Source organism: Embleya scabrispora, assembly GCF_002024165.1.
In the GTDB taxonomy this organism is placed as follows: Bacteria; Actinomycetota; Actinomycetes; order Streptomycetales; family Streptomycetaceae; genus Embleya; species Embleya scabrispora_A.
In genome coordinates this window covers 2,972,316-2,998,609 of the sequence record NZ_MWQN01000001.1, presented here as the reverse complement: position 1 = coordinate 2,998,609, position 26,294 = coordinate 2,972,316, and the positions used below count along the sequence as shown (strand labels likewise).

At 69.8% G+C, this 26,294-nt stretch carries 20 protein-coding genes, 1 pseudogene and 1 riboswitch; of the genes and pseudogenes, 9 read left to right on the top strand and 12 right to left on the bottom strand.

The features are described from left to right. Window positions 1–27: 27 nt before the first annotated feature. The 4 genes from B4N89_RS13170 to B4N89_RS13155 form a co-directional block, all read right to left on the bottom strand. Entirely contained in the window at window positions 28–1,539 is a 1,512-nt protein-coding gene (locus B4N89_RS13170; protein WP_078976035.1) for an SCO6880 family protein, read from the bottom strand. Next, window positions 1,539–2,864: a hypothetical protein gene (locus tag B4N89_RS13165; protein ID WP_078976034.1), complete on the bottom strand. Its 1,326-nt coding sequence runs from the start codon at window positions 2,862–2,864 to the stop codon at window positions 1,539–1,541. The genes B4N89_RS13170 and B4N89_RS13165 overlap by 1 nt, the downstream gene beginning before the upstream one ends. Continuing rightward, window positions 2,854–3,666, bottom strand: a complete 813-nt coding sequence (locus B4N89_RS13160; protein ID WP_078976033.1) for a hypothetical protein — start codon at window positions 3,664–3,666, stop codon at window positions 2,854–2,856. Before B4N89_RS13160 ends, B4N89_RS13165 begins: the two co-directional genes overlap by 11 nt. Window positions 3,667–3,990: 324 nt before the next feature. After that, window positions 3,991–4,314 carry a hypothetical protein gene (locus B4N89_RS13155; protein WP_078979333.1) on the bottom strand — a complete coding sequence of 108 codons (324 nt, stop codon included), beginning with the start codon at window positions 4,312–4,314 and terminating at the stop codon, window positions 3,991–3,993. A 234-nt stretch (window positions 4,315–4,548) separates the two neighbouring features. On the opposite strand from B4N89_RS13155, the pseudogene B4N89_RS13150 reads away from it, so the two are divergent. Both B4N89_RS13150 and B4N89_RS13145 read left to right on the top strand, forming a co-directional pair. Then, a pseudogene (locus B4N89_RS13150) lies at window positions 4,549–5,541 on the top strand (NlpC/P60 family protein); the annotation flags it as partial. A 345-nt stretch (window positions 5,542–5,886) separates the two neighbouring features. Further along, entirely contained in the window at window positions 5,887–7,914 is a 2,028-nt protein-coding gene (locus B4N89_RS13145; RefSeq protein WP_078976031.1) for a PIG-L family deacetylase, read from the top strand. Between the two features lie 127 nt (window positions 7,915–8,041). On the opposite strand, the gene B4N89_RS13140 is transcribed toward B4N89_RS13145, so the two are convergent. The 5 genes from B4N89_RS13140 to rfbA form a co-directional block, all read right to left on the bottom strand. Next, window positions 8,042–9,382, bottom strand: coding sequence for a transglycosylase family protein (locus B4N89_RS13140; RefSeq protein WP_101897076.1), 1,341 nt, complete (start codon window positions 9,380–9,382; stop codon window positions 8,042–8,044). A 2-nt stretch (window positions 9,383–9,384) separates the two neighbouring features. Then, a riboswitch (cyclic di-AMP (ydaO/yuaA leader) is annotated at window positions 9,385–9,569 on the bottom strand. A gap of 558 nt (window positions 9,570–10,127) precedes the next feature. After that, on the bottom strand, window positions 10,128–11,096 hold the full coding sequence (gene galE / locus B4N89_RS13135; protein WP_078976030.1) for a UDP-glucose 4-epimerase GalE: 969 nt from the start codon (window positions 11,094–11,096) through the stop codon (window positions 10,128–10,130). A 146-nt stretch (window positions 11,097–11,242) separates the two neighbouring features. Next, a complete protein-coding gene (locus B4N89_RS13130; protein ID WP_143657942.1) occupies window positions 11,243–13,195 on the bottom strand; it encodes a cell wall-binding repeat-containing protein in 1,953 nt (650 codons plus the stop codon). A gap of 269 nt (window positions 13,196–13,464) precedes the next feature. Further along, window positions 13,465–14,073, bottom strand: coding sequence for a dTDP-4-dehydrorhamnose 3,5-epimerase (gene rfbC / locus B4N89_RS13125; RefSeq protein WP_078976028.1), 609 nt, complete (start codon window positions 14,071–14,073; stop codon window positions 13,465–13,467). Window positions 14,074–14,151: 78 nt separating this feature from the next. Then, window positions 14,152–15,048, bottom strand: a complete 897-nt coding sequence (gene rfbA, locus B4N89_RS13120) for a glucose-1-phosphate thymidylyltransferase RfbA (protein WP_078976027.1) — start codon at window positions 15,046–15,048, stop codon at window positions 14,152–14,154. A gap of 50 nt (window positions 15,049–15,098) precedes the next feature. Between rfbA and rfbB the strand changes: the two genes are divergently transcribed. From rfbB to B4N89_RS13090, 6 genes are all read left to right on the top strand, one after another. Continuing rightward, window positions 15,099–16,082, top strand: a complete 984-nt coding sequence (rfbB, locus tag B4N89_RS13115) for a dTDP-glucose 4,6-dehydratase (protein WP_078976026.1) — start codon at window positions 15,099–15,101, stop codon at window positions 16,080–16,082. Next, window positions 16,079–16,981 carry a dTDP-4-dehydrorhamnose reductase gene (gene rfbD / locus B4N89_RS13110; protein WP_078976025.1) on the top strand — a complete coding sequence of 301 codons (903 nt, stop codon included), beginning with the start codon at window positions 16,079–16,081 and terminating at the stop codon, window positions 16,979–16,981. The genes rfbB and rfbD overlap by 4 nt, the downstream gene beginning before the upstream one ends. An 18-nt stretch (window positions 16,982–16,999) precedes the next feature. Then, window positions 17,000–17,398, top strand: a complete 399-nt coding sequence (locus tag B4N89_RS13105) for a DUF2304 domain-containing protein (RefSeq protein ID WP_078976024.1) — start codon at window positions 17,000–17,002, stop codon at window positions 17,396–17,398. Further along, window positions 17,391–18,092 carry a glycosyltransferase family 2 protein gene (locus B4N89_RS13100; protein ID WP_078976023.1) on the top strand — a complete coding sequence of 234 codons (702 nt, stop codon included), beginning with the start codon at window positions 17,391–17,393 and terminating at the stop codon, window positions 18,090–18,092. The genes B4N89_RS13105 and B4N89_RS13100 overlap by 8 nt, the downstream gene beginning before the upstream one ends. Beyond that, window positions 18,089–19,423, top strand: a complete 1,335-nt coding sequence (locus B4N89_RS13095; protein WP_078976022.1) for a lipopolysaccharide biosynthesis protein — start codon at window positions 18,089–18,091, stop codon at window positions 19,421–19,423. The genes B4N89_RS13100 and B4N89_RS13095 overlap by 4 nt, the downstream gene beginning before the upstream one ends. 166 nt (window positions 19,424–19,589) lie before the next feature. After that, entirely contained in the window at window positions 19,590–20,474 is an 885-nt protein-coding gene (locus tag B4N89_RS13090; RefSeq protein ID WP_078976021.1) for a glycosyltransferase family 2 protein, read from the top strand. Between the two features lie 47 nt (window positions 20,475–20,521). Here the strand turns inward: B4N89_RS13090 and B4N89_RS13085 are convergent, their stop codons facing one another. After that, window positions 20,522–21,964 (bottom strand): DUF2142 domain-containing protein, encoded by a 1,443-nt coding sequence (locus B4N89_RS13085; RefSeq protein WP_161500712.1) that lies wholly within the window; start codon window positions 21,962–21,964, stop codon window positions 20,522–20,524. A gap of 189 nt (window positions 21,965–22,153) precedes the next feature. Here B4N89_RS13085 and B4N89_RS13080 point away from each other — a divergent pair, with 189 nt between their 5' ends. After that, window positions 22,154–22,618 carry a GtrA family protein gene (locus B4N89_RS13080; RefSeq protein ID WP_161500711.1) on the top strand — a complete coding sequence of 155 codons (465 nt, stop codon included), beginning with the start codon at window positions 22,154–22,156 and terminating at the stop codon, window positions 22,616–22,618. 87 nt (window positions 22,619–22,705) lie between these two features. On the opposite strand, the gene B4N89_RS13075 is transcribed toward B4N89_RS13080, so the two are convergent. Together B4N89_RS13075 and B4N89_RS13070 are read right to left on the bottom strand one after the other, a co-directional pair. Further along, complete coding sequence (locus B4N89_RS13075; protein ID WP_078976019.1) at window positions 22,706–24,733, bottom strand: hypothetical protein; 2,028 nt, start codon at window positions 24,731–24,733, stop codon at window positions 22,706–22,708. Next, window positions 24,730–25,782, bottom strand: coding sequence for an acyltransferase family protein (locus B4N89_RS13070; RefSeq protein ID WP_078976018.1), 1,053 nt, complete (start codon window positions 25,780–25,782; stop codon window positions 24,730–24,732). The genes B4N89_RS13075 and B4N89_RS13070 overlap by 4 nt, the downstream gene beginning before the upstream one ends. Between the last annotated feature and the right edge of the window lie 512 nt (window positions 25,783–26,294).

Sequence of the window (26,294 nt, the reverse complement as noted above, 5' to 3'; positions counted from 1 at the left end):
CGCTCGTTGCGACCGAACCGCCCGCGCTCACTTGCGGATCCCCGTCGCGAACGGCAGCGTGTTGACGAACGCGCGGTGCTGCTCGCGGTCGCACCACTCCAGCTTGAGGAAACACTTGCCCGCCGAGGCGCGGATCGTGCGCTTGTCCCGGGAGAGCTGGTCCGGATTGCGCGAGGACACCGTGATGTAGCCGACGATGTTCACCCCCGCCGCGCCTCCCGCCAGGTCCTCGCCGCGCTGGTCGACCCGGCCCGTGTGGGCCATGTCGCGCGGGTCGACCACCCGGTTCATCTTGGCCGCGCGCGCCGCGTCGGCGTCGTCGTTCGTCTTCTCCGTGAGCATGCGCTCGATCGCGACGTCGGTCGGCTCCAGGTCCATCGTCACCGCGACGGTACGGATCACGTCGGGCGTGTGCACCAGCAGCGGCGCGAGGAAGTTGACCCCGACCGGGGTCAGCGGCCACTCCTTGATCCAGGCCGTGGCGTGGCACCACGGTTCGGCCGAGTCCGACTCGCGGGTCTTGGCCTCCAGATAGTTCGGGTGCGTCGCGTCCAACTCGGCGGGCCAGGCGTAGCGGGCCTGCATGCCCTCGAACGCGTCGATCTGGTGCTCGGGGTCGTACATCGAGTGGATCAGCGAGGCCAGCCTGGCCTCGTTCAGCGGCTGCCGCACCCGGATGTCGGCCTCGGTCAACCGGGCGCACACGTCGGTGAGTTCGCGCGCCATCACCACGCCGATGCCCTTGTCGCCCTTGCCCATCACATTGGCCTCGGCGGCCAACTCGCGGGTGTAGTGCATGCACGCGATCAGGTAGGCGCGGTGCTGCTCGGAGGAGGTGGACACCATCGACTGCAACTGCTCGTAAGAGTCCTGCACCCACGCCGGCGACTGGTGGTCGCCGCGCCGGGCCACGTCCTTCGCGTGCGCGTCGGGGTCGGCCGGCAGCGTACGGGCCAGCACCTGGAGGCGGGTGACGAAGCCGTCGCCGTTGGCCACGTGCTTGAGCAGCGTGCCGAACCGCTCGACCAGCGCCTCCTGGTCCTCCGAGTCGCGCAGCCCCACACCCGGGCCCTCGATCTCGATCGCGGCGGTGACGGTGCGCCGCTCCAGGTGCATCAGCACGGTCAGGTCGTCGGGACCGAACGGCACACTCGCCCAGGCCACCCGGCCGACCCCGGGCGGCGCGCCCACCGCGACGCCCTGCCCGGTCAGCCTGGTGCCCGCCTCGGTGACCGCCGAACGATACTTCGCGCCCCGCTTGATGGTGCGCTTGTAGGTCCGGTTGATCTCCCACCACTTGTAGAACGTGCGTTTCTTGTACGGCATGTACACCGCGGCGAAGGCGAGCAACGGGAAACCGACCAGACCCACGATGCGCAGCACCAGGATCGGCACCACCAGGCCCCAGAGCAGGGCGAGGCCGCCGGCGGCGATGATCAGGAAGATCTCGCCGGGCTCGCGGTTCTTGCCGATGACCGCGGTGGGTTTGGCCTTGCCGATCAGGAAGGTCCGGCGTCGGGCGACCGGTTGCGTTGTCATTACTCTTTACCGTTCCTCGCGTGAGGCGTTGCCGCGGGACTGGCCTTGGGCGGTTGGGTCGGCGTCGGAGCCGGAGCGCCGCCCGATCCCCCGCCCCTGGTGCCATGGGCCGCAATGCCCGACGATACGGCGTTCGCGGTCACCGGGGCAGAGCCTGCGCCGGAACCGGTCGATCCGCGCGAGGCGTGTGCCTGGATGCCCTGCTTCATGTACGTGGCGGGTCCGTTGACCGCCGAGGCCGGTCCGGACGACTGCATCGCCTTGCGGCTGCTGTGCAGCGCGGCCATGTCGTCGCCGATGCTGGGCACGAACCGGTAGATGAGCACACTCGCGAAAATGGAGAGGAACAGGATCGCCAGGCCCGAGAGCACCGCGGAGAACGCGTCGTCCTTGCCGCCCGTGGTGACCGCGGTGGCCAGGCCGAGGACTATCACGATCACCGGCTTGGCCAGCAGCACCGCGATCATGAGCCCGGCCCAGCGCCGCACGTGGTGCCACATCGCCTTGTCCACCAGGCCCGAGTACACCGCCGTGCCCAGGATCGCGCCGACGTACAACATCGCGGCGCGGACCAGGAGTTCGACCCACAACACGGCCGCCGCGGCCATCGACAGCAGCGACACGAAGATCAGCATGACCGGGCCGCCGCCGAGATCGCTCGCCGGATCGAGGGCCTTGGAGAAGCCGCCGAGGAACTTGTTGGTGTCCTGTTGGGTGCCGGTCGCGATGGCCGCGGTGATCGCGTCGGTCATCGAGACCGCCAAGTACAGCACCAGCGGGGTGAACGCGGAGGCGATCACCGCCAGCCACAGGTAGCCGATCGCCTCGCTGATCGCGGTGCCTATCGGGACACCGCGCACGGCGCGCTTGGCCACCGCCAGGATCCACAGGATCAGGGTGAGGAAGGTGGACGCGGCGAACACCACCGCGTACTGGCGCAGGAAGCCCGGGTTGGTGAAGTCGACCTGGGTGGTGTCGTTGACCGCGCCGGCCAGCTTGTCGATGATCCAGGTGGCCGCGTCGGCGCAACCCTTGGCGATCGAGCCGAGTGGGTCGGTGACGGTGCCGAGGGGGCCCGAACCCGGTGCGCCCGGGCCGCCGTTGTTGCAGATGTCCTTGGCGGGGCCGGTGAGCAGGTCGCACTCCGGCTTGCTCGCCGGCGCGCTGGGGCTCGCGGAGGCGCCGGGGGAGGTGGTGGCGCCGGGTGTGGGCTCGGCCCATACGCGGCCGGCGCCGAGCACGAGCAGGGCCTGGAGGGTGGCGAACACCCCGCCGGCGGTCAGGAATCGGGTGCGAAGGCTGCGGCGTTCCCGGTCAGCGTGCATGGCGCAATTCCCCGAACTCCCCGTCGGCCTTGGCGATGTCGTTGGCGCCGGACGGATCCTGCAGTCCGGACACCGGTGTCGGACCCTCCTTCTGGCTGAACTCGGTCAGCTTCCAGTCCCCGTTCACCCACGACAGGCGCATCGTGGTGGTGTTCCACGCCTCGGCCACGGGCTTGGTGGAGTCGGCCCCGGCCAGCCCCACCACACCCACGCTCCACACCTCGACGGTGGCCGAAGCTGGGGTGTAGGCAATGGACTTGGTACCCATCGGCACGGCCCGACAGACGAAGGCGCGCCCCTTGGGCGCGGTGCCGTCGGGCTGGAGGCCGAACACGGTGGTCTGCGCCCGGAACGCCTGGTCGGCCCGGGCAAGCAGGCCGTCGCGCACGGCCGGGTCGGTGATGGTGGTGATGATCGCCGTGCGCGGCTGGGCGCGGAACATCCGGGCCGAGCCGTACGCGACGACGAAGTTGGCCGCGGCGGACTGGGCGCCCTCGGCGGTCTGGGGGTAGCCGACGGGCACGCCCGACTCGGTGCGTTCCGGCACCTGCGCGGCGGACAACGGCGGTCCCCCCGCCGGGGTTTCGGGCGCGGCGGAGGAACTCTTCGCGGTGTCGTCCGCGCCGCCCTTGTCGCCGTCGTCGGAGCGGTTCGCGGCGAAGAGCAGGGACACGATGACCACGGCGATCACCACCACGACGCCGATCCCGGACAGTATGGGGTTGCGCCTGGGCTCCGGACCCTCCGGTGAGGTGGTGGGTCTGGGCAGGCGGGTACGCGTGGCGGGTTCCTCGTCGCTCATGGCCTGTCCCCCCTTACCGCGGCAGGCCGGACGTCGCGGACGACCTGCGCGCACAACACAGTCCCCGACGGCCGAGCGCCGCGGGGTTCGGTTGCAGCCGGAACGATCTTCCCAGACGGGCGGTCATACCGGTGGCACCGCGCTGTTGCGTGAACACGTGAACACAGGCTCGATTGTCCGGGAAAGGGACCGGAATTGCTGCTGTGCCCCGAATGCGGAATGGGGCATTCCGTTTTCGGGGCGCACGACGCGCCGGAGTGCGCCGCGCCCGGGATAAAACACCACGGGATTCGCCACCTTGGGGACGGCAGGGTGCGAACCGGTCTAGATCGCCATTCCGTACACAATCGTGAACAGCGTCCCGAGCGATCCGATGATGAAGACACCGGTCAGACCGGCGATGATGAGGCCCTTGCCCTGCTCCGCGCTGAACGTGTCGCGCATCGCGGTCGCTCCTATGCGCTGCTTCGCCGCGCCCCAGATCGCGATCGCCAGGCAGAGCAGCAGCGCCACGGCCATGATCACCTCGACCATGATCCGGGCCTCGCCGCCCAGCCTTGCGAACGGGCCCCAGTTCGGAGCTATCCCGCCGATGATCGTATTGATGTCGCCGTTGCCGCCGTTGCCTTTGCCTTCTGCAAGAAACACGTTTTTCACCGCCCCCGAGGTCGGGCTTTGGTCGCCTGTCGTCACATTCGACGGCAGGAGTGGGTCGTTCGTTTATTGTGCTGTGGGGAAGCCGATCGGGCTACCACCTCGGCAAGTGTGTCTGCTTACTGTGTGTATCACGGGTGATTGCGCTGAGCAATCGTGACGCGCACAATGAGCTCGGAGCGTCCGTCGCGGTCCCGCCCGACCGCGCAGAATCGGGGGGTACCCGCGATGCGCAAAGCCTGGGTCGCCGGTGGCATCGTATTCGCGATCCCCTTCGGTCTGGTCGGCCTGCTCACCGTGGGGGTCGGCGCGATGCAGTCCGCCTCCGGCAGCCAGACCGGCGCCGGTGGCACGATGACGCTCGCCCCCGGCACGGTGCCGGCCGCGTACGCGTCCTCGATAGACAAGTGGGGGCGGTTGTGCCCGGAGATCTCGCCGGCGCTGCTCGCCGCGCAGCTGTACCAGGAGAGCGGCTTCGACCCGACCGCGGTCAGCAACGTCGGGGCCCAGGGCATCGCCCAGTTCATGCCCACCACCTGGCCGGAATGGGCCACCGACGGCAACGGTGACGGCAAAGCGAGCCCGTGGGATCCGGCGGATGCCATCCCGGCCGCCGCGCGCTACGACTGCTCGCTGGCCAAGTACGTCGCCTCCGTGCCGGGGGATCGCACCAACAACATGCTCGCCGCGTACAACGCGGGCGCGTACCGGGTGATGCAGTACAAGGGCATCCCGCCGTATACGCAGACCCAGGAGTACGTGAAGAACATCCGGGCCCTGGAACAGAGTTTCGGCGTGGTCCAGACGCCGCTGCAGCCGATGGCGCTCGCCGCCGGCGCGGTCAACTGGGCGCAGACCAAGCTCGGCACCCCCTACCTGTGGGGCGGCGAGGGCACCGCCGCCGACGGCGGCCGGTTCGACTGCTCGGGGCTGACCCAGGCCGCCTACGAGACGGTGGGCATCAGGCTGCCCCGGGTGGCCAACGACCAGTGGAACGCCGGCCGGCACCCCTCACGCGACCAACTCCTGCCGGGCGACCTGGTGTTCTTCGCCACCGACCTGCGCGACCCGCGCAGCATCCACCACGTGGGGATGTACGTCGGCAACGGCCAGATGATCCACGCGCCGTACACCGGCACGGTGATCAAGTTCGGTCCGATAGACAAACCCGACTACATCGGCGCGACCCGGGTCACTCCCGAGGGCGCCAAATCGCTGCCCGACCGCAGCCCCGGCTCGGCGAACAACGACTCGGGGCGGGTAGTCCGGCCGCCGACCCGGGCAAGACCACGACCCAGAACGCGAGTTCGACGGGCGCGGGCAAGGCGGGGAGCGCGGCCGGCGCCCGTCCGCAGCCGCGACTGCCCGCCGCCGACCGGCCACGCGAGGCGACCGAGGGCGACGCTCGGGGCCGCTGACGGGTCGACCGAGCCGCGTGGCCGAGCCGGATGCGTCCGGGGCGCGGGCGACCGGCGATGATGGGCCGGTCCGCCCTGGTGCGGACGACGCGACCCGATCCGCCGAGCTGCGCCGGACGGGCCCCGACGGCAGAAAGGTCCGGCCGCGATGGCGATGATCCCCGGCACCGGCAGATTCACCGCCGTGGCCGCCGTGCTGGCCACCGCGTTCACCGCCGCGGTGGTACAGCTGACCGGCCCCTACGGATCGCCGACCCGGTACGCGCCGACCCTGCCGATCGGAATCGAGGCGCTGGCCCCGGCGCCCGGCGTCGGCGGCGCGGTGATGCAGGTGGTGGCCCATCAGGACGACGACCTGTACTTCATGAACCCCGACATCGACCGCGCGGTGCACGCCGGTACGGACAGCGTGACCGTCTTCCTCACCGCGGGGGAGGCGGACGGCCGCAACGGCCCCGGGAGCCGCCCCGACGTGCGGGCGTACGCGGCCGCGCGCAACAACGGCTCGCGCGCCGCCTACGCGTTCATGGCGCTCGGGGACCGCGCGGCGCGCTGGGAACGCCACAGCATCCGCCTGCGCGACGGCGCGCACGCCGAATTCGACCGCCTCGTCGACGCCCCCAACATCAAGCTGGTGTTCCTCAACACCCGCAAGGAGGAGGGCATCGGCGCGAAGGGGCGGCTGCGCACCCTGTGGAACGGACAGGAGCGCGAACTCGACACACTGGCCCCGCTCGACGAGCCGGCGGGCGGACCGTACGCGTACACCCGCGACGGGCTGATCCGGTCCCTGACCGACCTGATGCGAGCCCAGGCGCCGACCGTGGTGCGCACGCTCGACCCGGACCCCGATCGCCAGAAGCACGACGCGAAGCACCCGGCGCACGCCGACAACAACGGCGTCTCCGACCACCAGGACCACACCGCCGCCGCGCGGTTCACCTGGGAGGCGCTGCGCCGCCACAACAGCGACCGGCCCGCCGGGGCCGCCGCGGCGATCGCGTATCGCGGCTACTACAACGAGCGTTGGCCGCACAACCTGGAGCCGGCCGCCCGCGAGCGCAAGGACGCCGTCACCCGGGTCTACGGCTGGACCGACCGGGAGCACCACTGCCCGGGCCGGGCGGACTGCGGCGACCTCAAGGTGCGCGACACCGCGTCGCGCAGCAACTGGCCGCAGAGCACCACCTATCGCTTCCCCGACCCGGGCCCCAGACCCGTGCTCGGCGCGGACGGCCGAACCACCGCCTGGTCGGTGCTCGGCGGCCGGATCACCCGCTGGGCGGAGGACGGCGCGGGCGGCTGGTCCGCCGCGCGCGACCTCGGCGCCCCGGGCGACGGCGAACTCGCCCCGGCCCCGGCCGTGGTGCGCACGGCGGACGGGCGGATGCGGGTGTTCGCGCTGCGGATCGGCGGCGCGGCTCGGGCCGATCGCGACCGGCTGGGGATCGTCACCGCGATCGAGTCGGCGCCCGGCGGCGACCTGGGCCCGTGGCAGGACTTGGGCGGCCCGGACGACGGCGCGACGGGCCTGGGCCCACCGGTGGTCCAAGCCGACGGCGCGGGCGGGCTGCACCTGTTCGCGCGCGATCGGGCCAAGGGCGTCGGCGCCCGGTACCTGCCCGCCGGGAGCACGGTGTGGTCGCCGTGGCGCGACCTCGGCGGCGCCGAGATCGTCGAGGGCCCGACCGCGGTCACCCGCCCCGACGGCCGGGTCACCGTGTTCGGCACGGCCCGAGAGGGCATCCGCGCCTGGGACGTGGTCGGCGACCGGCCCGGCCCGCCACGCACGATCGCGGCGGATCACCCGGTCGGGCCGCCCGCCGCGTCGGTCGGCGCCGACGGCCGGGTCACGGTCGGCTACCGGCGGGCCGGGACGGCGGAGATCGCGGGCACGACCGAGGCCGGCCCCGGCACCTGGGTTCCCACGGCCCCGCGCACGGCCGGGGCCGGCTACGAGCCGCTGTGGCAACTGCCCCGCCCCGACGGCACGCTGCTCACCTCGACCCGGGACGCCGAGGGCCGACCGGTGGTGCTCGGCGCGACCCCCACGCCGCTCGTGCTCGCCGACGATCCGATCCCGACCGCCCCGACCACCACCCTCGACGCCACGGGCCGCCCGCTCGCCCTGTGGCTCACCACGAACGGCACCCTGCACACGGCCCACCTCCCCTGACCCCCGCCCCCGGGCCGGCGTCCACCCGGCCCCGGGCCCGCCGCCACGCGCCCGCCCGGCCGGCGTACGCGAACGGCGGGCATCCCCCGGAAGGGATGCCCGCCGTTCGGCGCGGGAGTGTGGTGGATCAGACGTTCACGCCGTGGCTGCGCAGCCACGTCATCGGGTTGACCGCGGAGCCGTAGTTCGGCGTGGTGCGGACCTCGAAGTGCAGGTGCGGGCCGGTGACGTTGCCGGTCGCGCCGGAGAGCGCGATCTTCTGGCCGGTCTGCACCTTCATCCCGGCCTTGACCGAGATCGAGGACAGGTGCGCGTACTGGGTGTACTTGCCGTCCGCGTGCCGGATCACGACCTCGTTGCCGTACGCGCCGCCCCAACCGGCCGAGACGACCGTGCCGGAGGTGACCGCGCGCACCGTGGTGCCGGTCGAGACGGCGAAGTCCTGGCCGGTGTGGTGGCCGCTGGACCAGCGCGACCCGCCCGAGCCGAAGCTCGCGGTCAGGGTGGCGCCGGAGACCGGGGCGACATACGAACCGGAGGCCTGCTCGGAGCCCTTGGCCGAGGAGTCGGCCTTGGTGCTCTCGGACTTGACCGTGGTCTTCGGCGCGGCGGCCGGCTTGACCTCGGTCTTGGCCTCGGCCTTGGGCGTCTCCGCCTTCGGTGCCTCGGCCTTGGGCTCGGTCTTGGTTTCGGTCTTGGTCTCGGCGGCCGGCGCGGCCTTGCCGTCGACCGTGAGCTGCTGGCCCGGGAAGATCAGGTCCGGGTTCTCGCCGACCACGCTCTTGTTGGCCTCGTACAGCTTCGGCCAACCGCCGGGCACGTTCCGGGCGTTCGCGATCTGCGACAGCGTGTCGCCGGCGACCACGACGTAGGAGCCGGTGGCCGCGTCGGTCTTGGCGGCCTTGGGCGCCTCGGTCTTCGGAGTCTCGTCCTTGGGCGCCTCGGTCTTCGGCGCCTCGCTCTTGACCTCGATCTTCGGCTTGGCGGTCTCGGTCTTCGGCGCCGGCTTGGCGCTCTCCGTCTTCGGGGCGGTCTTCGGCGCGGTCTTGCCGCCCGCCGAGCCCGTGTCGAGGTCCGGAGCGGCACCGCCGCGGGTCAGGCCCGCCTTGACCGAGCAGACCGGCCAGGCGCCGGGGCCCTGGCTCTTGAGCACCTTCTCGGCGATCGCGATCTGCTGGCTCTTGGTCGCCTGGTCGGCGCGCGCGGCGTACTGCGAGCCGCCGAACTCGTTCCAGGTGCTCTGGGTGAACTGGAGGCCGCCGTAGAAGCCATTACCGGTGTTGATCTTCCAGTTGCCCGTGCTCTCGCACTGGGCGACCTTGTCCCAGGTGCTCACGGACGCGGCCTGAGCCGTGCCCGCCCCGATGATCGGCATGGCGACGCCGACACCGGCGACGCCGGCCGCGGCGATCAGACGCGTGGTCCTGCTGGTGCTGCGACGGCGATGACGCCCGGTTCCGGACAGCATGGCTGGATCCTCTCCCACGCCTACGAGGTGAGCTGTCGGATTCGGGCCGGAGATCGATAGCCCGGCCACGTCCCGAAGGACGTGGCTTCACCCCAAGCCGTTCGCGGCGGCCGACCGTCTCGATCGGTGCCGTGTTCGGCGGTTCACCTGTGGTTCCCCCGCTCCTGTCGTGTGGTGCTCGTCAGCCTCCCGAACGGCCGGCGACAGGATTCGGCGTACCGGCGATCGGGGTCCGTGTGGGATACGGACGGATCGAACGCTAAGCAGGCTCCGCCGAAGATCACAAGTCTGTGTCTGATAGAAGACGATTATCCGTTTTGCGGTTGAGCGCAATGTAGATGATCCCTTACGGAAAGGACCGTAGTTGGCGTTCCGTGGTGGATTCGGCCGGATCGAGTGACAAAGGACCCTGGTCGAGCCTCATCCGGATCACCCGGGAACGATCACCGAAGTCCCGTTCGTCACAGGCGCATCGCGCGTCTCGGGTCCGGAGTGGCGCCGTTACCCATCGCGGCGCCCCTTCGCACTCGCACCCGGGGTGATTCGGCCCACAGGACAAAAGCCCCGAGTCCGACTCGTCCCGGCGCACTTCACCCCACGCGCGCCGCGCGACGCCGACTCGACGGCCGGCGTCGCATCGAGGCGTTCGAGGCATCCGAAAGCACTCGGGGGAATGCGGGGGCACAGGACGCGCGGCACCCGCCCGGGCGGCCCGGCGCCCACCACGTGGCGCGCCCCGCGCCCGTCACCCGCGCCGCGCCCGCCAGCCCGCCCACGCGCTCTCCACCATGTCGGAGACGTCCAGGCGGGCCTTCCAGTCCAGTTCGGCCGCGATCCGCTCGGCGCTCGCGACCACCCGGGCCGGATCGCCGGCGCGCCGGGGCAGCGTCTTCGGCCCGAACTCGCGCAAACCGGTGACCTCGCGGATGAGTTCGACCATCTCACGGACCGAGGTACCCCGACCTCGGCCGACGTTGAGCACCAGGCGAGTGCCGGGGTCGGCGGCGAGCCGACGGGCGGCGGCCACGTGCGCCTCGGCCAGGTCCACCACGTGGATGAAGTCGCGCACACAGGTGCCGTCGGGGGTGTCGTAGTCGTCCCCGAAGATCACCGGCGCCCGGCCGGCCGTCACCTTCTCCAGCACCATCGGCACGAGGTTGGACACGCCCGCGTCCGCGAGCTCCGGCGCGCCGGCGCCCGCGACGTTGAAGTAGCGCAGGCAGGCGTAGGAGATCCCGTGCGCCCGCGCGGTGGCCGCGATCAGCCACTCGCCGACCAGCTTGCTCTCGCCGTACGGGTTGATCGGCAGACACGGGGTGTCCTCGTCGACCAGGTCCACGTCGGGCATGCCGTAGACGGCGGCGCTGGAGGAGAACACGATCCGGGGCACGCCGGCCGCGACCATCGCCGCGAGCAGCGTCCGCAGACCCTCCACGTTCTCCTCGTAGTAGTAGAGGGGACGCGCGACCGACTCGGGCACCTGCTTCTTGCCCGCGATGTGCACCACGCCGTCGAAGGTGTGCGCGCCGAACAACTCGTCGAGCAGCGCCCGGTCCAGCACGGAGCCGACCACCACCGGGATCGTGTCCGGCACCAGCTCGCGGATTCCGGAGGAGAGGTCGTCGACCACGACGACCTCGTCCCCGGCCGCGACGAGCCCGCGTACGACATGCGTTCCGATGTATCCGGCACCGCCGGTGACAAGCCACTTCATGTCGAGACCCTAACCGGATGGACCGCTTCGGGGGCGTTTCGCCCGTGCCTTTCGGCCGCCGGGACGGGCCGAGGGCCCCCGACGGGACATGACATGTCCCGCCGAGGGCCCTCGGTGTCTCGCGCTGTCGTCGTGGTGTCGTGCGGTCAGCGCTTGGTGTGCCGCTCGACGCCCGAACCGGCCTGCGGACCGGTGCCGCTCGCCGGACCGTTCACGGCCGGGCTGCCGGGCTTGTCCGCCGGCGCGGCGCGCAGCGCCTTGCCCGCGGGCGGCTCGACCCCGTTGTACATCGGTACGTAGGTGTACTGACCCGGGAGCCCGATCTGGTTGCCGGCCTGGTCCACGATCGGCCCGTTGAGCGCCGACTCGCCGCCGACCAGGACCACCGAGGAGAGCGAGGCGCCGTTGTCGTAGAGGTACCAGGAACTGGACGGGGCCAGGCTGTCCTCGTCGGTGAGCAGGATGGGGCCGAGCCCGGCCATCATCGCGCCGCCGGTGAGGGCGTCCTGCCAGGTCTTGGTGGTGGCCAGACCCACGGTGCGCGGGGCGGCGAACCAGAACCGGCCGAGCTTGGCCGCGGTGTCGGCCGCGGTGTTCCCGGAGACCGAGTAGTACTGCGCGCCGTCCGGCCAGGACGGCAGGTTCGCCGTCTGCAGCGCGTTGTCGGCCGGCCCGCCGACGGTGATCACGTTGGTGGTGGCGGGGTTGATCGCGTTCAGGTAGGACTCGGTCACGGCGGGCATGTTGTCGCCCGCGCTGTAGACGACCACGCTGTCCTTGGTGCCGCCGGCCGCGGCACCCGCCGAGAGGCCGTCGTAGTAGGCCTCACCGGTGACCACGAACACGTTCTTCGGCGCCGGGTTGGTCTCCCGGGCGATCGCGATGCCGGTCTCGTACATGGTGGGACCGGCCAGCCGCTTGGGCGTGTAGCCCCACTGCCGGAGGTCGTTCTCGTAGTTGCCGCTCAGCGCTTCCGTGCCGCCGAGGATGTACACGGTCGAGCCGGGCCGCAGAGTGCGCTTCAGCTCCTCGTACAGACTCCCGGGCCCGCCCCAACCGCCCAGCAGCAGCGGGCCGTTCTTCGCGCCCGCCAGGGCCGGGCCGGCGAGGCTGTCGTAGAAGAAGTCGGACCGGCTGATCACCGCCGAGTCGGCCTGTCGCAGACCCGAGGAGGTGTCGCCGACCGAGGCCCACTTGAACCTGGAGTTGGCGATCGCGGTCTCCCGGGCGGTGTCGCCCCAGACCCGGAACACGCCTTCCTTGCGCAGCGGTTGCCAGGAGCCCTTCAGGAAGTTCTTGGCGACCAGCTTCCGGTTCTCGCCGCTCTTGTCCATGACCCATGTGTCGTATTCCCTGACATAGGCCACCTTGTTGCCCGCCGGAGAGAAGGTCGGCATCGAGGCGTTGCCCTCGGCGTCCGGGGTGAGCTGCTTGACGTCGGCACCGGTCGGGCTGCCGGTGAAGATACGGGGCGTGGAGGTCTTCCCCCCTCGGACGAAGGCGATCGACGTGCCGTCGGGGGAGATGTCCGGCGTGGCGGCGTCGTCGACGATCTTGGCGGTGGCGCCGGTGCGGGCGTCGTACGACCACACCGAGGTGTCCATGCCGCATCCGCGCTGGAAGACGTAGGTCCACGCGGAGGACGTGGACAGGTAGCGGTCACAGCTCTGCTGCCCGGGGAAAGCGGGTTCGGGGTCGCCGTTTCCGTCGGACAGGATCCGATACGCGCGTGGTTCCCCGCCGGGGCTCGCGGTGAAGTAGATGTAGCGCCCGTCCGGGGAAAACTTGGGGAAGGCGACCTGGTACAGCGGGGACCCGGTGAGTTCCCGGACGGCGGTGGTACCCACCCGGGCGATCTGGAGCCGGTCATTGCGGACGAAGGCGATGTGGCTGCCGTCCGGCGAGAAGGAGGGGTGGAAACCCTGGCCGAGGCCGAGGTCGATCGCGGTCCCGTCGGCCTGCCTGCCCTCCATCCGACTGTTGGTGTAGGAGGAACCGGCCAGTAGGCCTTCCCCTCCGCCCAGTGCGGCCTGGGCGGACGTCGGTACCAGCGCCACCAGCATGCCGCCGGCGAGCGCGCTCGCCGACAGCAGTGCCATGGAACCGCGGAGCGTGCGGATCTTCAAAAAAGGTCCTCCCGAGGAGGGTGATCCGACATCTCCACGCGGGTACTTCCGGCGGGGACACGAGTTCCGCGCGTGGTGTGGTCGAGTCGGATCACCAACGATGGAACGACGAATCCGGGCCGGGTACCCCCCCGCGGCATCGGGTCGTCGTCGCGCAGACACTATCGCCGCGCGACGACACCCACCAGACGTTTAGACGGAGCCGCGACGCCCGCCCCTTCGCGCTCCCATCGGGAGGGGGACTACGGGGAAACATCGCCCAACGACTCGGTGAAACGCCGGCATTGCTCGTAGTCGGGCAGCAGCCCGTTGCGCAGGGCCTCGGCCAGCGTGGGCGCGGCCAGATCCCGCTCGGACAACTGCGCGGCGCCCGCCGTCGGCCAGGCGATGGCCAGGTCCGGGTCGAGCGGGTGTACGGCGTGCTCGCGCGTGGGCGCGTAGGTCTCCGAGCACAGGTAGCTGAGCGTCGCGTCGTCGGTCAACGCGCAGAAGCCGTGCCCCAGGCCCTCGGAGATGTACACCGCCTGCCGCTCGGTGTCGTCCAACCGGACCCCCTCCCAGGTGCCGAACGTCGGCGAGCCCACGCGCAGGTCCACCACCACGTCCAGGACCGCGCCGCGCACGCAGGTCACGTACTTCGCCTGCCCCGGGGGCACGTCCGCGAAGTGGATCCCGCGCACCACGTCGCGCGCCGACACCGACATGTTGGCCTGCGCGAGCCGGAGCGGGTGTCCCACCTCCTCGGACAGCATGTCGAAGCGGTACCACTCCATGAACATGCCGCGGGGATCCCCGTGCTGCCGGAAGGTGATCTCCCAGGCGCCCTCGATCGAGAGGGGGCGGAACTTCATCTGTTCTGTCCTTGTCCGTCGGACCCGGGGGCCGGATCCGGGTGGGTCGAATGCGATGGTCGAGGGGTCCGCGCCGGCTCAGGGGATTTCCGGCAGCGGCGCGATGCCGTCGCCGTAGGCGAGCAGATCGACCAGATACTTGCCGTAGCCGCTCTTGAGCAGCGGTTGCGCGAGCGCGGCCAACTGTGCGTCGTCGATGAAGCCGGCCCGCCAGGCGGCCTCCTCGATGCAGCCGATCTTGAGCCCCTGCCGCTCCTCGATGACCCGGACGAACTCCGCCGCGTGCACCAGGGAGGAGAAGGTACCGGTGTCCAGCCACGCGGTACCCCGGTCGAGCACGCTCACCATCAGCTCGCCGCGCTCCAGGTAGGCCGCGTTGACCCCGGTGATCTCCAGCTCGCCCCGATCGCTCGGCTTGAGCGCCTTGGCGATCTCGACCACCCGCGCGTCGTAGAAGTACAACCCGGGCACCGCGTAGCGCGACTTCGGCTGGGTGGGCTTCTCCTCGATCGAGCGGACCACACCCTCGGCGTCGAACTCGACCACGCCGTACGCCTTGGGGTCCGCGACCGGATAGGCGAAGACCCGACCGCCGACCGGGTCCACCCCTTGGCGCAGCTGCCGGCCCAGACCCACGCCGTGGAAGATGTTGTCGCCCAGGATGAGCGCCACCGGCTCGCCGCCGATGAACTCCTCGCCCAACAGGAACGCCTGGGCGATGCCGTCGGGGCTGGCCTGCTCGACGTACTCGAGCCGCATACCGATCCGCGAGCCGTCGCCGAGCAGGCGGCGGAACTGGGGCTGGTCCTCGGGGGTCGTGATGACCAGCACCTCACGGATGCCGGCCATGATCAACGTCGACAGCGGATAGTAGATCATCGGCTTGTCGAAGACCGGCATCAGTTGCTTCGATACCGCTTGGGTGATGGGCCAGAGTCGGGAGCCGGTGCCGCCCGCGAGAAGGATGCCGCGCATGCGAACACCATAGGCTCTGCGCCTCCGGGGATCGGTAGACTCCCGTGTCCATGAGGATCCTGATCACCGGTGGAGCCGGATTCATCGGCTCCGAGTTCGTTCGAAATCTGTTGTCCGGTGACGCAACCTCGCAGGACACACCCAGGGTGACCATCCTGGACAAGCTGACCTACTCGGGCAACGTGGCGAACCTGGCGACCGTGGCCGCCGACCCGCGCTACACGTTCGTCGAGGGCGACATCTGCGACGCCGATCTGGTGGACCAGCTGATGCCCGGACACGACGTCGTGGTGCACTTCGCCGCCGAGTCGCACGTCGACCGCTCGATCGCGGGCTCGGGCCCGTTCGTGGTCACCAACGTGCTGGGCACCCAGGTGCTGCTCGACGCGGCCCGCAAGCACGGCGTCGGCCGCTTCGTACACGTCTCGACCGACGAGGTCTACGGCTCGATCGAGACCGGCTCGTGGACCGAGGACTGGCCGCTCGCGCCCAATTCCCCGTACTCGGCCAGCAAGGCCGCGTCCGACCTGCTGGCGCTGGCGTACCACCGCACGCACGGCATGGACGTCGTGGTCACCCGCTGCTCGAACAACTACGGTCACTTCCAGTTCCCGGAGAAGATGATCCCGCTGTTCGTGACGAACCTGCTCGACGGCAAGCGGGTGCCGCTCTACGGCGACGGCGGCAACATCCGGGACTGGCTGCACGTCTCGGACCACTGCCGGGGCATCGACCTGGTCATGCGCTCCGGGCGACCCGGCGAGGTCTACCACATCGGTGGCGGTACCGAGGTCACCAACAAGGAACTGACCGCGCGCCTGCTCGCCGCGTGTGGTGCGGACTGGGGCAGCGTCGACCATGTCGAGGACCGCAAGGGCCACGACCGGCGCTACTCGCTGAGCATCGACAAACTGCGCGACGAGCTTGGCTACACTCCACGCGTGTCCTTTGAAGAAGGTCTCGAATCCACCGTCGTGTGGTACCGCGAGAACCGCGCGTGGTGGGAGCCGCTGCGGCAGAAGGCGGCGCTTTGACCACCTCGGTCGACGGCCGGCGCTGGCTCGTCACCGGAGCGCACGGAATGCTCGGACGTGATCTGCTCGCGGTTTTGGAGCAGGCCCCCGGCGCGGTGGTCACCGCCGTCGGGCGCAAGGATCTCGACATCACCGACGCCGCCGCGGTCCTGGCCGCGACGGCCGGACACGACATCGTCGTCAACGCCGCGGCGTGGACCGATGTGGACGGCGCGGAGACGGCCGAGGCGGCCGCGACCGAGGTCAACGGCACCGCGGTGGGTCATCTGGCCCGAGCCTGCGCCGTACACGGCGCACGGCTGATCCAGATCTCCACCGACTACGTCTTCGGCGGCGACGGCACCGCGCCGTACCCCGAGGACGCGCCCACCGCGCCGCTGAACGCCTACGGGCGGGGCAAGCTGGTCGGCGAGCGGGTCGTCGCCGACGTGCTGCCCACGAGCGGCTACGTCGTCCGCACCGCGTGGCTGTACGGCGAACACGGGCGGAATTTCGTCTCCACCATGCTGACACTGGCGGCCGACCGAGACACCCTGGACGTCGTCGACGATCAACTCGGTCAGCCGACCTGGTCGTTCGCCCTGGCGGAGCGGGTGGTGCGCCTCGGCGAGGCCGCGCTGTCCGGCCGCGCGCCGGCGGGGATCTATCACGGCACGGCCTCCGGGCAGGCGACCTGGTACGACCTCGCGCGGGCCGCGTTCGCCGGGGCGGGGCTGGACGCCGACCGCGTTCGTCCGACAACATCCGAGAACTTCACGCGCCCCGCCAAGCGTCCTTCCTACAGTGTGCTCGCCCACGACCGGTGGGCCGATGCCGGACTGTCGCCCATGGCCGACTGGCGGGACATGCTTGCACAGGCATTGGATCGCCCGGGGTTCGTCGCCCTGCGGCCCGACTGATCAAAAATCGAGCGTGTCATGAAACTTACGATTGTCACCGCGATTGCCGGCTTGCTGGTGGTCGTCGTCATCCTTGAACTGCTGAGGCGACGCCAACTGCGTGAAAAGTACGCGGTGTTGTGGCTCGTCGTCGGCTTGATCGTGGTACCGCTCGGCGCGTTCCCGAAGATGCTCGACTCGGTGGCCACCACCGCGGGCGTGCGATCGGGTGTCAGCCTCGTCCTCTTCCTCGGCTTCGTCTTCCTGCTCCTCGTGTGTATTCACCTGAGCTGGGAATCGAGTCGATTGGAGGAGGAAACCCGTTCGCTCGCCGAAGAGGTCGCGCTGATCCGGACCCAACTGGCCGAGCAGGAACGCACGGCAGCCATCGCCCTCATCCGTACCGAGTCGGCCGAGCGGGAACGCGCAAATGATTAACAACAAGCGGGTCCTGATCATCATCCCCGCGTGGAACGAGTCCGCGTCGATCGCGGACGTGATCCGTGAGGTCCGCGGCGAGCTGCCCGAGGTCGACCTCCTCGTCGTCGACGACGGCTCGACCGACGACACCGCGAAGGTCGCCCGCGCGGCCGGCGCCACCGTGTCCCGACTGCCGTACAACCTCGGCGTCGGCGGCGCGATGCGGCTGGGCTACCGCTACGCGTACGAGAACGATTACGACGTGGCCATCCAGATCGACGCGGACGGTCAGCACGACCCCCGCTACGTCCCGAAGCTGGTGGATCACCTCGACGAGGCGTCGCTGGTCATCGGCGCGCGCTTCGCCGGCGAGGGCGACTACACCGTGCGCGGCCCGCGCAAGTGGACCATGGTCATGCTCTCGGGCGTGTTGTCGAGGATGGCCAAGACCAAGCTCACCGACACCACGTCGGGCTTTCGGGCCTGCAACCGCGACATCATCCGGCTGTTCGCCGAGTGGTATCCGGTCGAGTACCTGGGCGACACGGTCGAGACCACGGTCCGGGTGATCCGCCTCAAGCACAAGGTGATCCAGGTCCCCGTGGCGATGCGGGCCCGCCAGGCCGGCACGCCCAGTCATTCCCCCGCCAAGGCGATGGTCTACCTCGGCCGCGCGTTCATCACCCTGCTGTTGGCGATCGCCCGCCGATGAAGACGCTGCTGCTGCGGGCGATCCGCGCGCTGCCCCAGGGCACCCTCCTCGTGGGCGCCGGCATGGTCGTCCTCGGCGGCGCTTCCTACGTACACCTGGCGATCGCGGGCCACTCGCTGAACCCGGACGACATGTCCGGGGTCTCGGTGCTGTGGACCATCATCTTCTCGATCGGGCTCGGCCTGTTCTTCCCGGTCGAACAGGAGATCACCAGGATCGTCGCCGCCCGGGCCGCCGAGGGCTCGGGCACCGCACCGGTACTGCGGCGCGGCGCCGTGCTGGCCGGCGGGCTGCTGCTCGCCGTACTGGCGCTCCTGGCCGCCGCGTCCGGCCCGATGGCCGATCGGCTCTTCGACGGCGACCGGCAGCTGCTGGTGGCGCTGGGCGGCGCGTTCGTCGGTCTGGCCGTGGTCTCGGTCGCGCGCGGTGTGCTCGCCGGACACGGCGCGTTCACCGCCTACGGCACGCAGCTGGCCCTGGACGGCGGGCTGCGAATCGTGCTGGCGATCGCCCTCGGCGCGGCCGGCAGCCACTCGCCGCTGCTGTTCTCGCTGATCCTGACCGTCGCCCCGATCCTGGCCGTGCTGGCCACGCTGCGGCCGGTGCTGCGTGCCGCCCGGCCCGGTGCGGTGCTCGCGTGGCGGGAGTTGTACCGCGGCCTCGGCCTGCTGATCGTCTCGACGCTGCTCGCGCAGCTGATGGTCAACACCGCCGTGCTCAGCGTCAAGCTGCTCGAACCCGAGCAGACCGCGCTGGTCACCGCGCTGCTCAGCGCGCTGATCCTGGCCCGGGTGCCGCTGTTCGTCTTCGGCTCCCTCCAGGCGTCGTTGTTGCCCGGTCTGTCCCGTGCGTTCACCGACGGCGACCGGCGCACCTTCCGCGGCCTGATCGTCCGGGCCTGCCTGGTGGTCACCGCTCTGGGCGCGGCCGGTGGACTGGGGGCCACGGTGCTCGGTCCATGGATCATCAGGGTCTTCTTCAACGCGCCCGCGGGGGTTCTGGGCGCGCTGGACTTCGCCTGGTTCTCGGCCGGGACGCTGTGCTACATGCTCGCGATGGTGCTCGGTCAGGGCGTGATGGCGATGAACCGCCATCGGGCCCAACTCGTCGCCTGGATCGGCGGAACCGCGGTGCTCGTCGCGATCACCTGCGTGCCGGGGGACATTCGGGTGCGGGTCGAGATCGCCTTCGCCGCCGCGACCGTGGTCACCGCTCTTTTGATGGCGGCCACACTCCGCGCCGGAGCCCGACGGTTTCCCGTGGTGGTCCGCTCGGCGCAGCCGGTATCGGCCGTGGCGGACCCCGTCGGAGGCGCCTCGCGGGGTGAGTAGGATCGATGCGTCGTGTGGCCTACGAGGACCCCTCGTGCCCGCTGGGATCGATAGCCGGGAGTTCAGGGTGCGCGAGTGCGCCGATGCCCCTTCTGAATCCGTTCGCCTCGCCGAGACGGCGCACCCGGAAGGAGCCGGCGAGCAGCAAGTCCACACGATCGACGTGATGATGCCGTACTACGGCGACGTGGGTCTCATGCAGCACGCGGTGCGCAGCGTCCTTGCCCAGACCGACCGCAACTGGCGGTTGACCGTGGTCGACGACGGCCGCGAGAAGGGCGTTCCCGAGTGGTTCGCGGCACTCGGCGACGATCGGGTGCGCTACCTGCGCAACGACCAAAACCTCGGCGTCACCGGGAACTTCCGCAAGTGTGTCGACCTCGCCGAGCAGGACCACATGGTCATGATGGGCTGCGACGACGTCTTCCTGCCGAACTACGTCGCGACGATCCGCGAATTGCTGCGGCGCTACCCGGACGCCGGCATGATCCAGCCCGGCGTCCAGGTGATCGACGGCCGCGGACTGCCGACCAAGACCCTGGTCGATCAGACCAAGCGCCGGGTGTACGCGCCCAAGATCGAAGGCAGCCGACGTTTCGCCGGCGAGCGCCTCGCGGTCAGCCTGTTGCGCGGGAACTGGCTGTACTTCCCATCGGTGTGCTGGCGTACGAAGGCGGTCAAGGCGGTCAACTTCCGCGAGGACCTGCATGTGATCCAGGACCTCGCACTGGTCCTGGATCTGTTGCAGGGCGGCGAGGAACTGGTGGCGGCCGAGGAGATCTGCTTTCAGTATCGCCGGCACGCGGTCAGCGAGTCGGCGCTGCAGGCCTTCGACGGGCGGCGATTCGTCGAGGAGCGTGGCTTCTTCCTCGACGTCGCCGACCGGATGGACGGGCACGGCTGGCACGAGGCGGCCAAGGTCGCCCGCAAGCACCTCTCGTCTCGGCTGCACGCCCTCACGATGATGCCGATGATGGTCCGCAGCGGCAATCGCGAAGGAGTGCGCAAGCTGGCCCGGCACACCTTCGGATCGGCCCGCCACGGCAGGTGACGGGCCCGAGTGCCCCGCGAGTCACGGCCGTTCGGGCGGCCGTGGGCTCACGGGGCGGTTTCCGGATCCCGCGTGGCGGTCCAGCAGTAGGCGATCACCGCGCCGGCGCCCAGAACGGCGATCAGTACGGGGGCGACCGAGCCGACCTGCGGATGCCACGGGCCCGCGAACGCGTTGAGGGTCATCTCCCGGGGTTTGTCGGACCAGCCGTGCTGCCAGCGGATCATGGTGAACCACAGGAACACCAACTGGAGGGGCATCACCACGAGCGCGACGGTCCGGATCAGGGCCGCGTCGCGCTTTGTGCCGAACACACCCTCACGGGACAGGACATACGCGGCCAGGATCGGTACCCCGACCGCGACGGGCAGCACATAGCGTCCCTGTGCCACGAAGCCGTATTTGTCCACTCCCATGGCGTCCGTCAGGGTCGGGAAGCCGAAGGTCACCGCGATCAGCGCGAACAGCCGCCAACGGTCGGTCCAGGTGCCGAAGGCGATCGAGGCGATGATCAAGACGCCGAGTACCATGTACCACGCGGTGTACGCCGCGGCGGGCGCCGAGGCGTCCAGCCACGAGGTGACACCGACCATCTCCCGGAGGTACTCGCCCCAGCGTGCGATCACCTCGAACCGGACGGCCTGCTCGAACGTGATGTGCGTGCGATCGTTCAAGGCGCCGAGTTGACTCGCCTTCATGATCACGGTCCAGGCGGCCCCGGCCCCGGCGGCGAGAACGAGGACCACGGCCGCGTACATCGCCTGCTTCGACCGCCGAAGGGAGTGCACCAGGGCGCGTCGAGTGGGTACCAGGAGTACTCCCAGAGCCACCAGACACCACAGTGGCCCCACCGATCGCAGTGTGCACAGGATCGCGCCGGACACGGCGGCCGTAACCAGCGCGGATCGGCGCAGTTTCGTCTCCGGGTCCAAAAGCAACGGCACCAGCACCGCGAACAGGGAGGTGGCGGACGCGATTTCCAGCGCGTTGGGGTTGATCGCGCCGGACAGGTGCAGGGTCATCGGCGTGGTGCCCGCCAGCACACCTGCCAGGAGCAACCGGTGCCTGGTCCAGCGCACGACGCTGTGCGCGGCGGTCGCCAGCAGGGCGGAGACCATGACGGTACTGACCAGCCGGGCGAGCAGGATGCCCGTCCAGTCCGGTGACAGCCGCAGCGGCCAGCCGACCACCGCGTAATAGACCGGGTTGTAGCGACCGGCCCGGGTCGCGGTCCGTTCCAGGGTCGCGTCACCACCGGGCTCCCGCGCGCAGGAAGCCGGTTGCGCCTCCTTGAACATCCAGCAGTTTTCCCGGACCAGGCTGCGCGGCACGCTTTGAAACGCCCCGGTACCCAGGTCGGCATCGGTCGGTTTGGGGGCGAATTCGCCCTGCGCGACACCAGCGGCGCGCAAAATGTGCATCATTTCGTCGGGGGTGCCGTCGTAGGGCGTGGCCAACGCCCAGGCACTGCCGAGAAAAAGGAATCCCACGAACGCCAACAACCAACCGCGGATGGATCCGGAGAGCCACCGGGATCCGGCCGACGGTCGTTCGCCATGGGCTTGCTGGAGGGGTCCCGGGGTGTTCACAGGGGCGGCTTCCGTCGTCACGGCAAGACCTTACCCGTTGACCTGCGGGCGAGGTTTCGATGGTCGAAGCGGTCTCTATACTCTGACTTCGTGACAGCCACAGAGCGTTCCACCGATGGCAACACCCCTGAGCGACAAAGCCGGTGGGCCACTCTGTTGACCCATAGCCTGCCCCGGTTCCTCGTCTCGGGCGCCGCCAGTGTCGTCATCGACATGGGTCTGCTGTACCTCCTGCACGGGATATGGGGGTTGTGGCTGCCCGCGGCGACGTTCCTGGCGACCGCCACGTCCTTCGCGGTCAACTTCACGATGAATCGGTTCTGGTCGTTCGGCAGCACGGTGTCCCCGGTCGGGGGCCAAATGGTGCGCTATCTGATCCTGGCCGCGGTCAACTGGGTGATCACCGTGGTCTTCGTATCGGCCCTGGCCTGGATGGGCCTGTTCTACATGTCGGCGAAGCTGATCACGGTCGTCTTCAACGCGATCGTCAACTACTTCGCGTACCGCTTGTGGGTCTTCAAGGGCGTGGCCAAGGAGAGCACCCCGGTGGACTGAGCGGGTGTGTCGCGAGGCGACGCCCCCGGAGAACCGCGTGTGGCCACCGACGGAGTCGGTGGCCACACGCGGTTCTCCGGGTATCGGTCAGTCGATCCCGGGCACGTACGTGACCTGGAGCCGCAGGTTCGGATTGGCCATCGCGAACTGCTCGAAGCGCGCGGCCAACTTCGCGTTGGAGATCACCAACCGCAGGGGCTGGGGGCTGCCGCGGACGACGTCCTCGAGCCGGTGGACCTCATCCTCCCGATCGTTGGAGCCTTCACCGTAGGACGCCAGACCCTTCAGCCACGGCACGCCGAAGACCGTTTTGATCGTCTCGCCGAGTCGGCGCTTGAGAATCGCGTCGAGGAAGGACACCCGCCAGTTGTCGGTGCCGCTGTCGGAGATGATGAACAGCGTCGTGGGGCCCTTGCCGAGATACCCGGCCGATTGCAGCCTTTTCGCGGTGACGCCCACCGGACGGACGTTGCGACCGTCGGCCCAGGCGGCCGCGTAGGTGGTGTCGGGGCCCGTCACTCCGTCCGAGGCCACGATGGCACCGAACTGCAGACCACCCGCGAGGGTGACCCCGGCCACCACGGCCGCCAGTGAGGGCAGGACTCGCGCGAGCGGCCGGAGCGACGGCTTGGCCGGAACCGGGAGCCCGCCCGGCCGCAACAACGATCCGATCGCACCGAGTCCCACCAAACCGATGGCGTACAGGCCCTGGACGGCCTTCTCGTAGTAGTACGAGGTGGCCCCGAGCGTCTGTACCTGGTAGAGGCCGAACAGTACGACACCGGCGGCGGCGAGCACGATCTGGATCGCCATCGTGCGCCACACCGGCGAGCGGCGCCCGGCCCGGGTGAGCAGGGCCAGCAGCACCACCGCGACGCACGCCACGACGAAGTTGCGACTCATCGGGTCGATTCCGCCGGTCGCCTGCAACTGCTTGGTCTGACTGAAGCCGGAAAGCTGCGGACCGACGATCGGGATCAGCACGATCACGCCCGTGATCACCGCGGCGACGGAGGTGAAGAGCAGGGCAGTGCGCAGCCGATGCCAGTAGACGACGGCCGCGGCCAGGACCGAAGTCGCGGCCAGTACGACGAACAGGTTGTAGACGAAGGCCAGCGTGACCAGGCCGGCGGCCGCGGTGAGCACCTGCTCGCGCACTTTTCCGGCCGGTCTGACCGCTACGGCCACCGTCATCGCCAGCACGGCGACGCCGAGTGCCGCCGAGTCGTGACCGTAGGTGAACACGGTGACCAGTTGTCCGGTCGCGGCGATCGTGCCGACCACGGCACAGACCAGCGCCCGACGCCATCCGGTGACCGTGGGACCGGCCACCCAGCGCGCTGCCCAGACCAGTGCCAGGACCACGAAACCGTACCCGAGGACCGTGTACAGGAAGTATCGGTTGTACGCGGCCAGGGCGTTTCCGTCATCGGTGGTGGAGCGTACGAAGACGTCGAGGACCGAGTAGAGGAAGTGGGTCCCCGGCGGGTAGACCCGAGCCATCTCCGGGTCCATGGACGTGCTCGCCTGGTCGGCGTGGAAGTAGGTGTAACCGCCGACCCGGTGAATCGCGTCGAACAGCGAGAAGTGACTCGCCTTGTCCTCGGTCATCACGATGTACCGGAGCCGGGCGGTCAACGACTTGCCCGCGAGCGGCTTGTACAACTCGTACATGGCGTACGCGGCCGCGGCCGGGGCGATCAGGTCGGAGAAGGACACCCGGCGCGGAAGCATCGGCCGGCGGCCGGTGACGACGGCGACCACGATCGTCAGGGTCCCCAGTGTCCCGGCCATCGCGACGGGATGCAGACCCCACGGCCACAGCGAGAAGAGCAGTCCGGCCGTGATGAACTCACCCATCATCAGCAGGACCGTCAGCATCAACCGGTCGAACAGCCCCACGCCGGCCCGGACCAGGGACGCGGTGCCGACGAAGAGCGCGAGGAGCGACAGCCAGTCGAGGCGTGCCAGGTGAAAGAGCGCGGGCAGGGCCCACGAGCCCAGGATCGAGGCGGCGACCACGAGCGTCGGTCGGCCGGCCGGCCGGCGGATGGCGCGGACGCTGCCAGGTGGGACGATCCGCTCCGTGAGATCCGGCTTGACGGCATTGCTCATGACAGCTCTTTCTCGCTCGTCTCGCGCCTTTCCGCACGGCCCATGGCTGCGGCCGTCGACGCCATGACCGGGGTCCCCTGGGGCCGGGGGCCGGGTTCCGCCTCGCCGCGACCGAGGTGATCACGGCCGATGTTGTGCTTCCCGGTGGGGAAGGCGGGCTGCCAGTGCTTGAGCTTGAGCGCCTGCTTTTCCACCAGGTGCCAGGACAGGAAGGCGCAGGCGAAGGCGCAGACGACGGACAACCCGGCGTACGCGGCGAATCCCCAACGTCCGACGTGGTACGAGGCGAGCACCTGCTGCGCCACGAAACCGTAGATGTAGATGCCGTAGGAATAGTCGTTCTTGCTTCCGACCCGGTGGAACCACTGGGGAAGCCGGACCGCCAACCACAGCAACAGGTAGGCGTAGGCGGGCAGTCCCACCACGAAGAATCCGCCGAACAGCAGGGTGATGCCCAGGGCAACGGCCGAGAGTATGCCCAGGACGTCGTTGATCGGGACCCGCTCGCGGTAGAGCTCGGCGGCGGTGCCCAGGAGGAAGAGGAAGCTCAGATAGATGATGTAGTGCGCGCTGAGCTCGCCGACCAGCGGCAGGTCGAACGTGGTGCTCGAACCGCCGCTGAGCGGCCCGCTCCAACCGGACGACTGGAGGTAGTCGTTCCAGATGTAGACGTACGCCCAAAGTGTGAGCACGAGGACGAAGCGCCGGGCATGGCTGAAGACCCCGGTGAACGCCAGTGCCGCGACGCCGATGTAGCAGAGCATCTCGTAGGCCAGCGACCACAACGCACCGTCGAACACGCTCGACTTGGTCTTGACCCCCCACGGAGTGGTGGTCTCGAACAGACCCGAGATGCCGTACTGCCGCACGCCCGTCCACCAGTTGGCCCGGATGTAGTCGAACGGGCCCGCCGGATGATCCCAAAAGCCCGCCAGGCCGCCGCGTTCGCGCATGGAGACCAGGGGGGCGACGACCAGGGCGGTCACGATGAGGCAGACCCACAGGCCGGGAAAGATGCGCAGGGCGCGGTGCCAGAAGTAGCGGCCCATCCCCCGCGTCGGGAACTGCGGGTGATCAGCAGCCCGGACAGGACGAAGAAGCCGTAGACGCCCATGGTGCCGAGGTTCGTCTGACGGTCGAAGAGCAGGAACCCGAGGTCGTGATCCCCGAAGCCGAGTGGTCGCGAATGGGACAGGACGACGGCCAGGGCGAGGGACAAACGGATGAATCCGACACTGTTTTGCCTACCGGAGAACAGTTCGCCCAAACTGCCCCGCGACCGCATGATGCTCGACCCTGCCATACAGGCTGCTCTCCCTATCCCGCAGAACCGAATCGTGTGGTCCGCCCCAGGATGGTCGGCCGCCGCACGCGCGGTGCCGGTGCGCTGTGGTCCGAAGGTGTGGCCGCCGCGGCACTCCGCGAATCAAGGTGGCCCCTCGACGCTGCCGACGCAAGTCCGGCGGTCGGGGGGCCGTCGTGTCGCGAAATTCATAAGGTGACCGGTCACAGGAACCGCATGGTCTGGGTACGGAGTGCCCACAGGGCAGCGCCCGATATG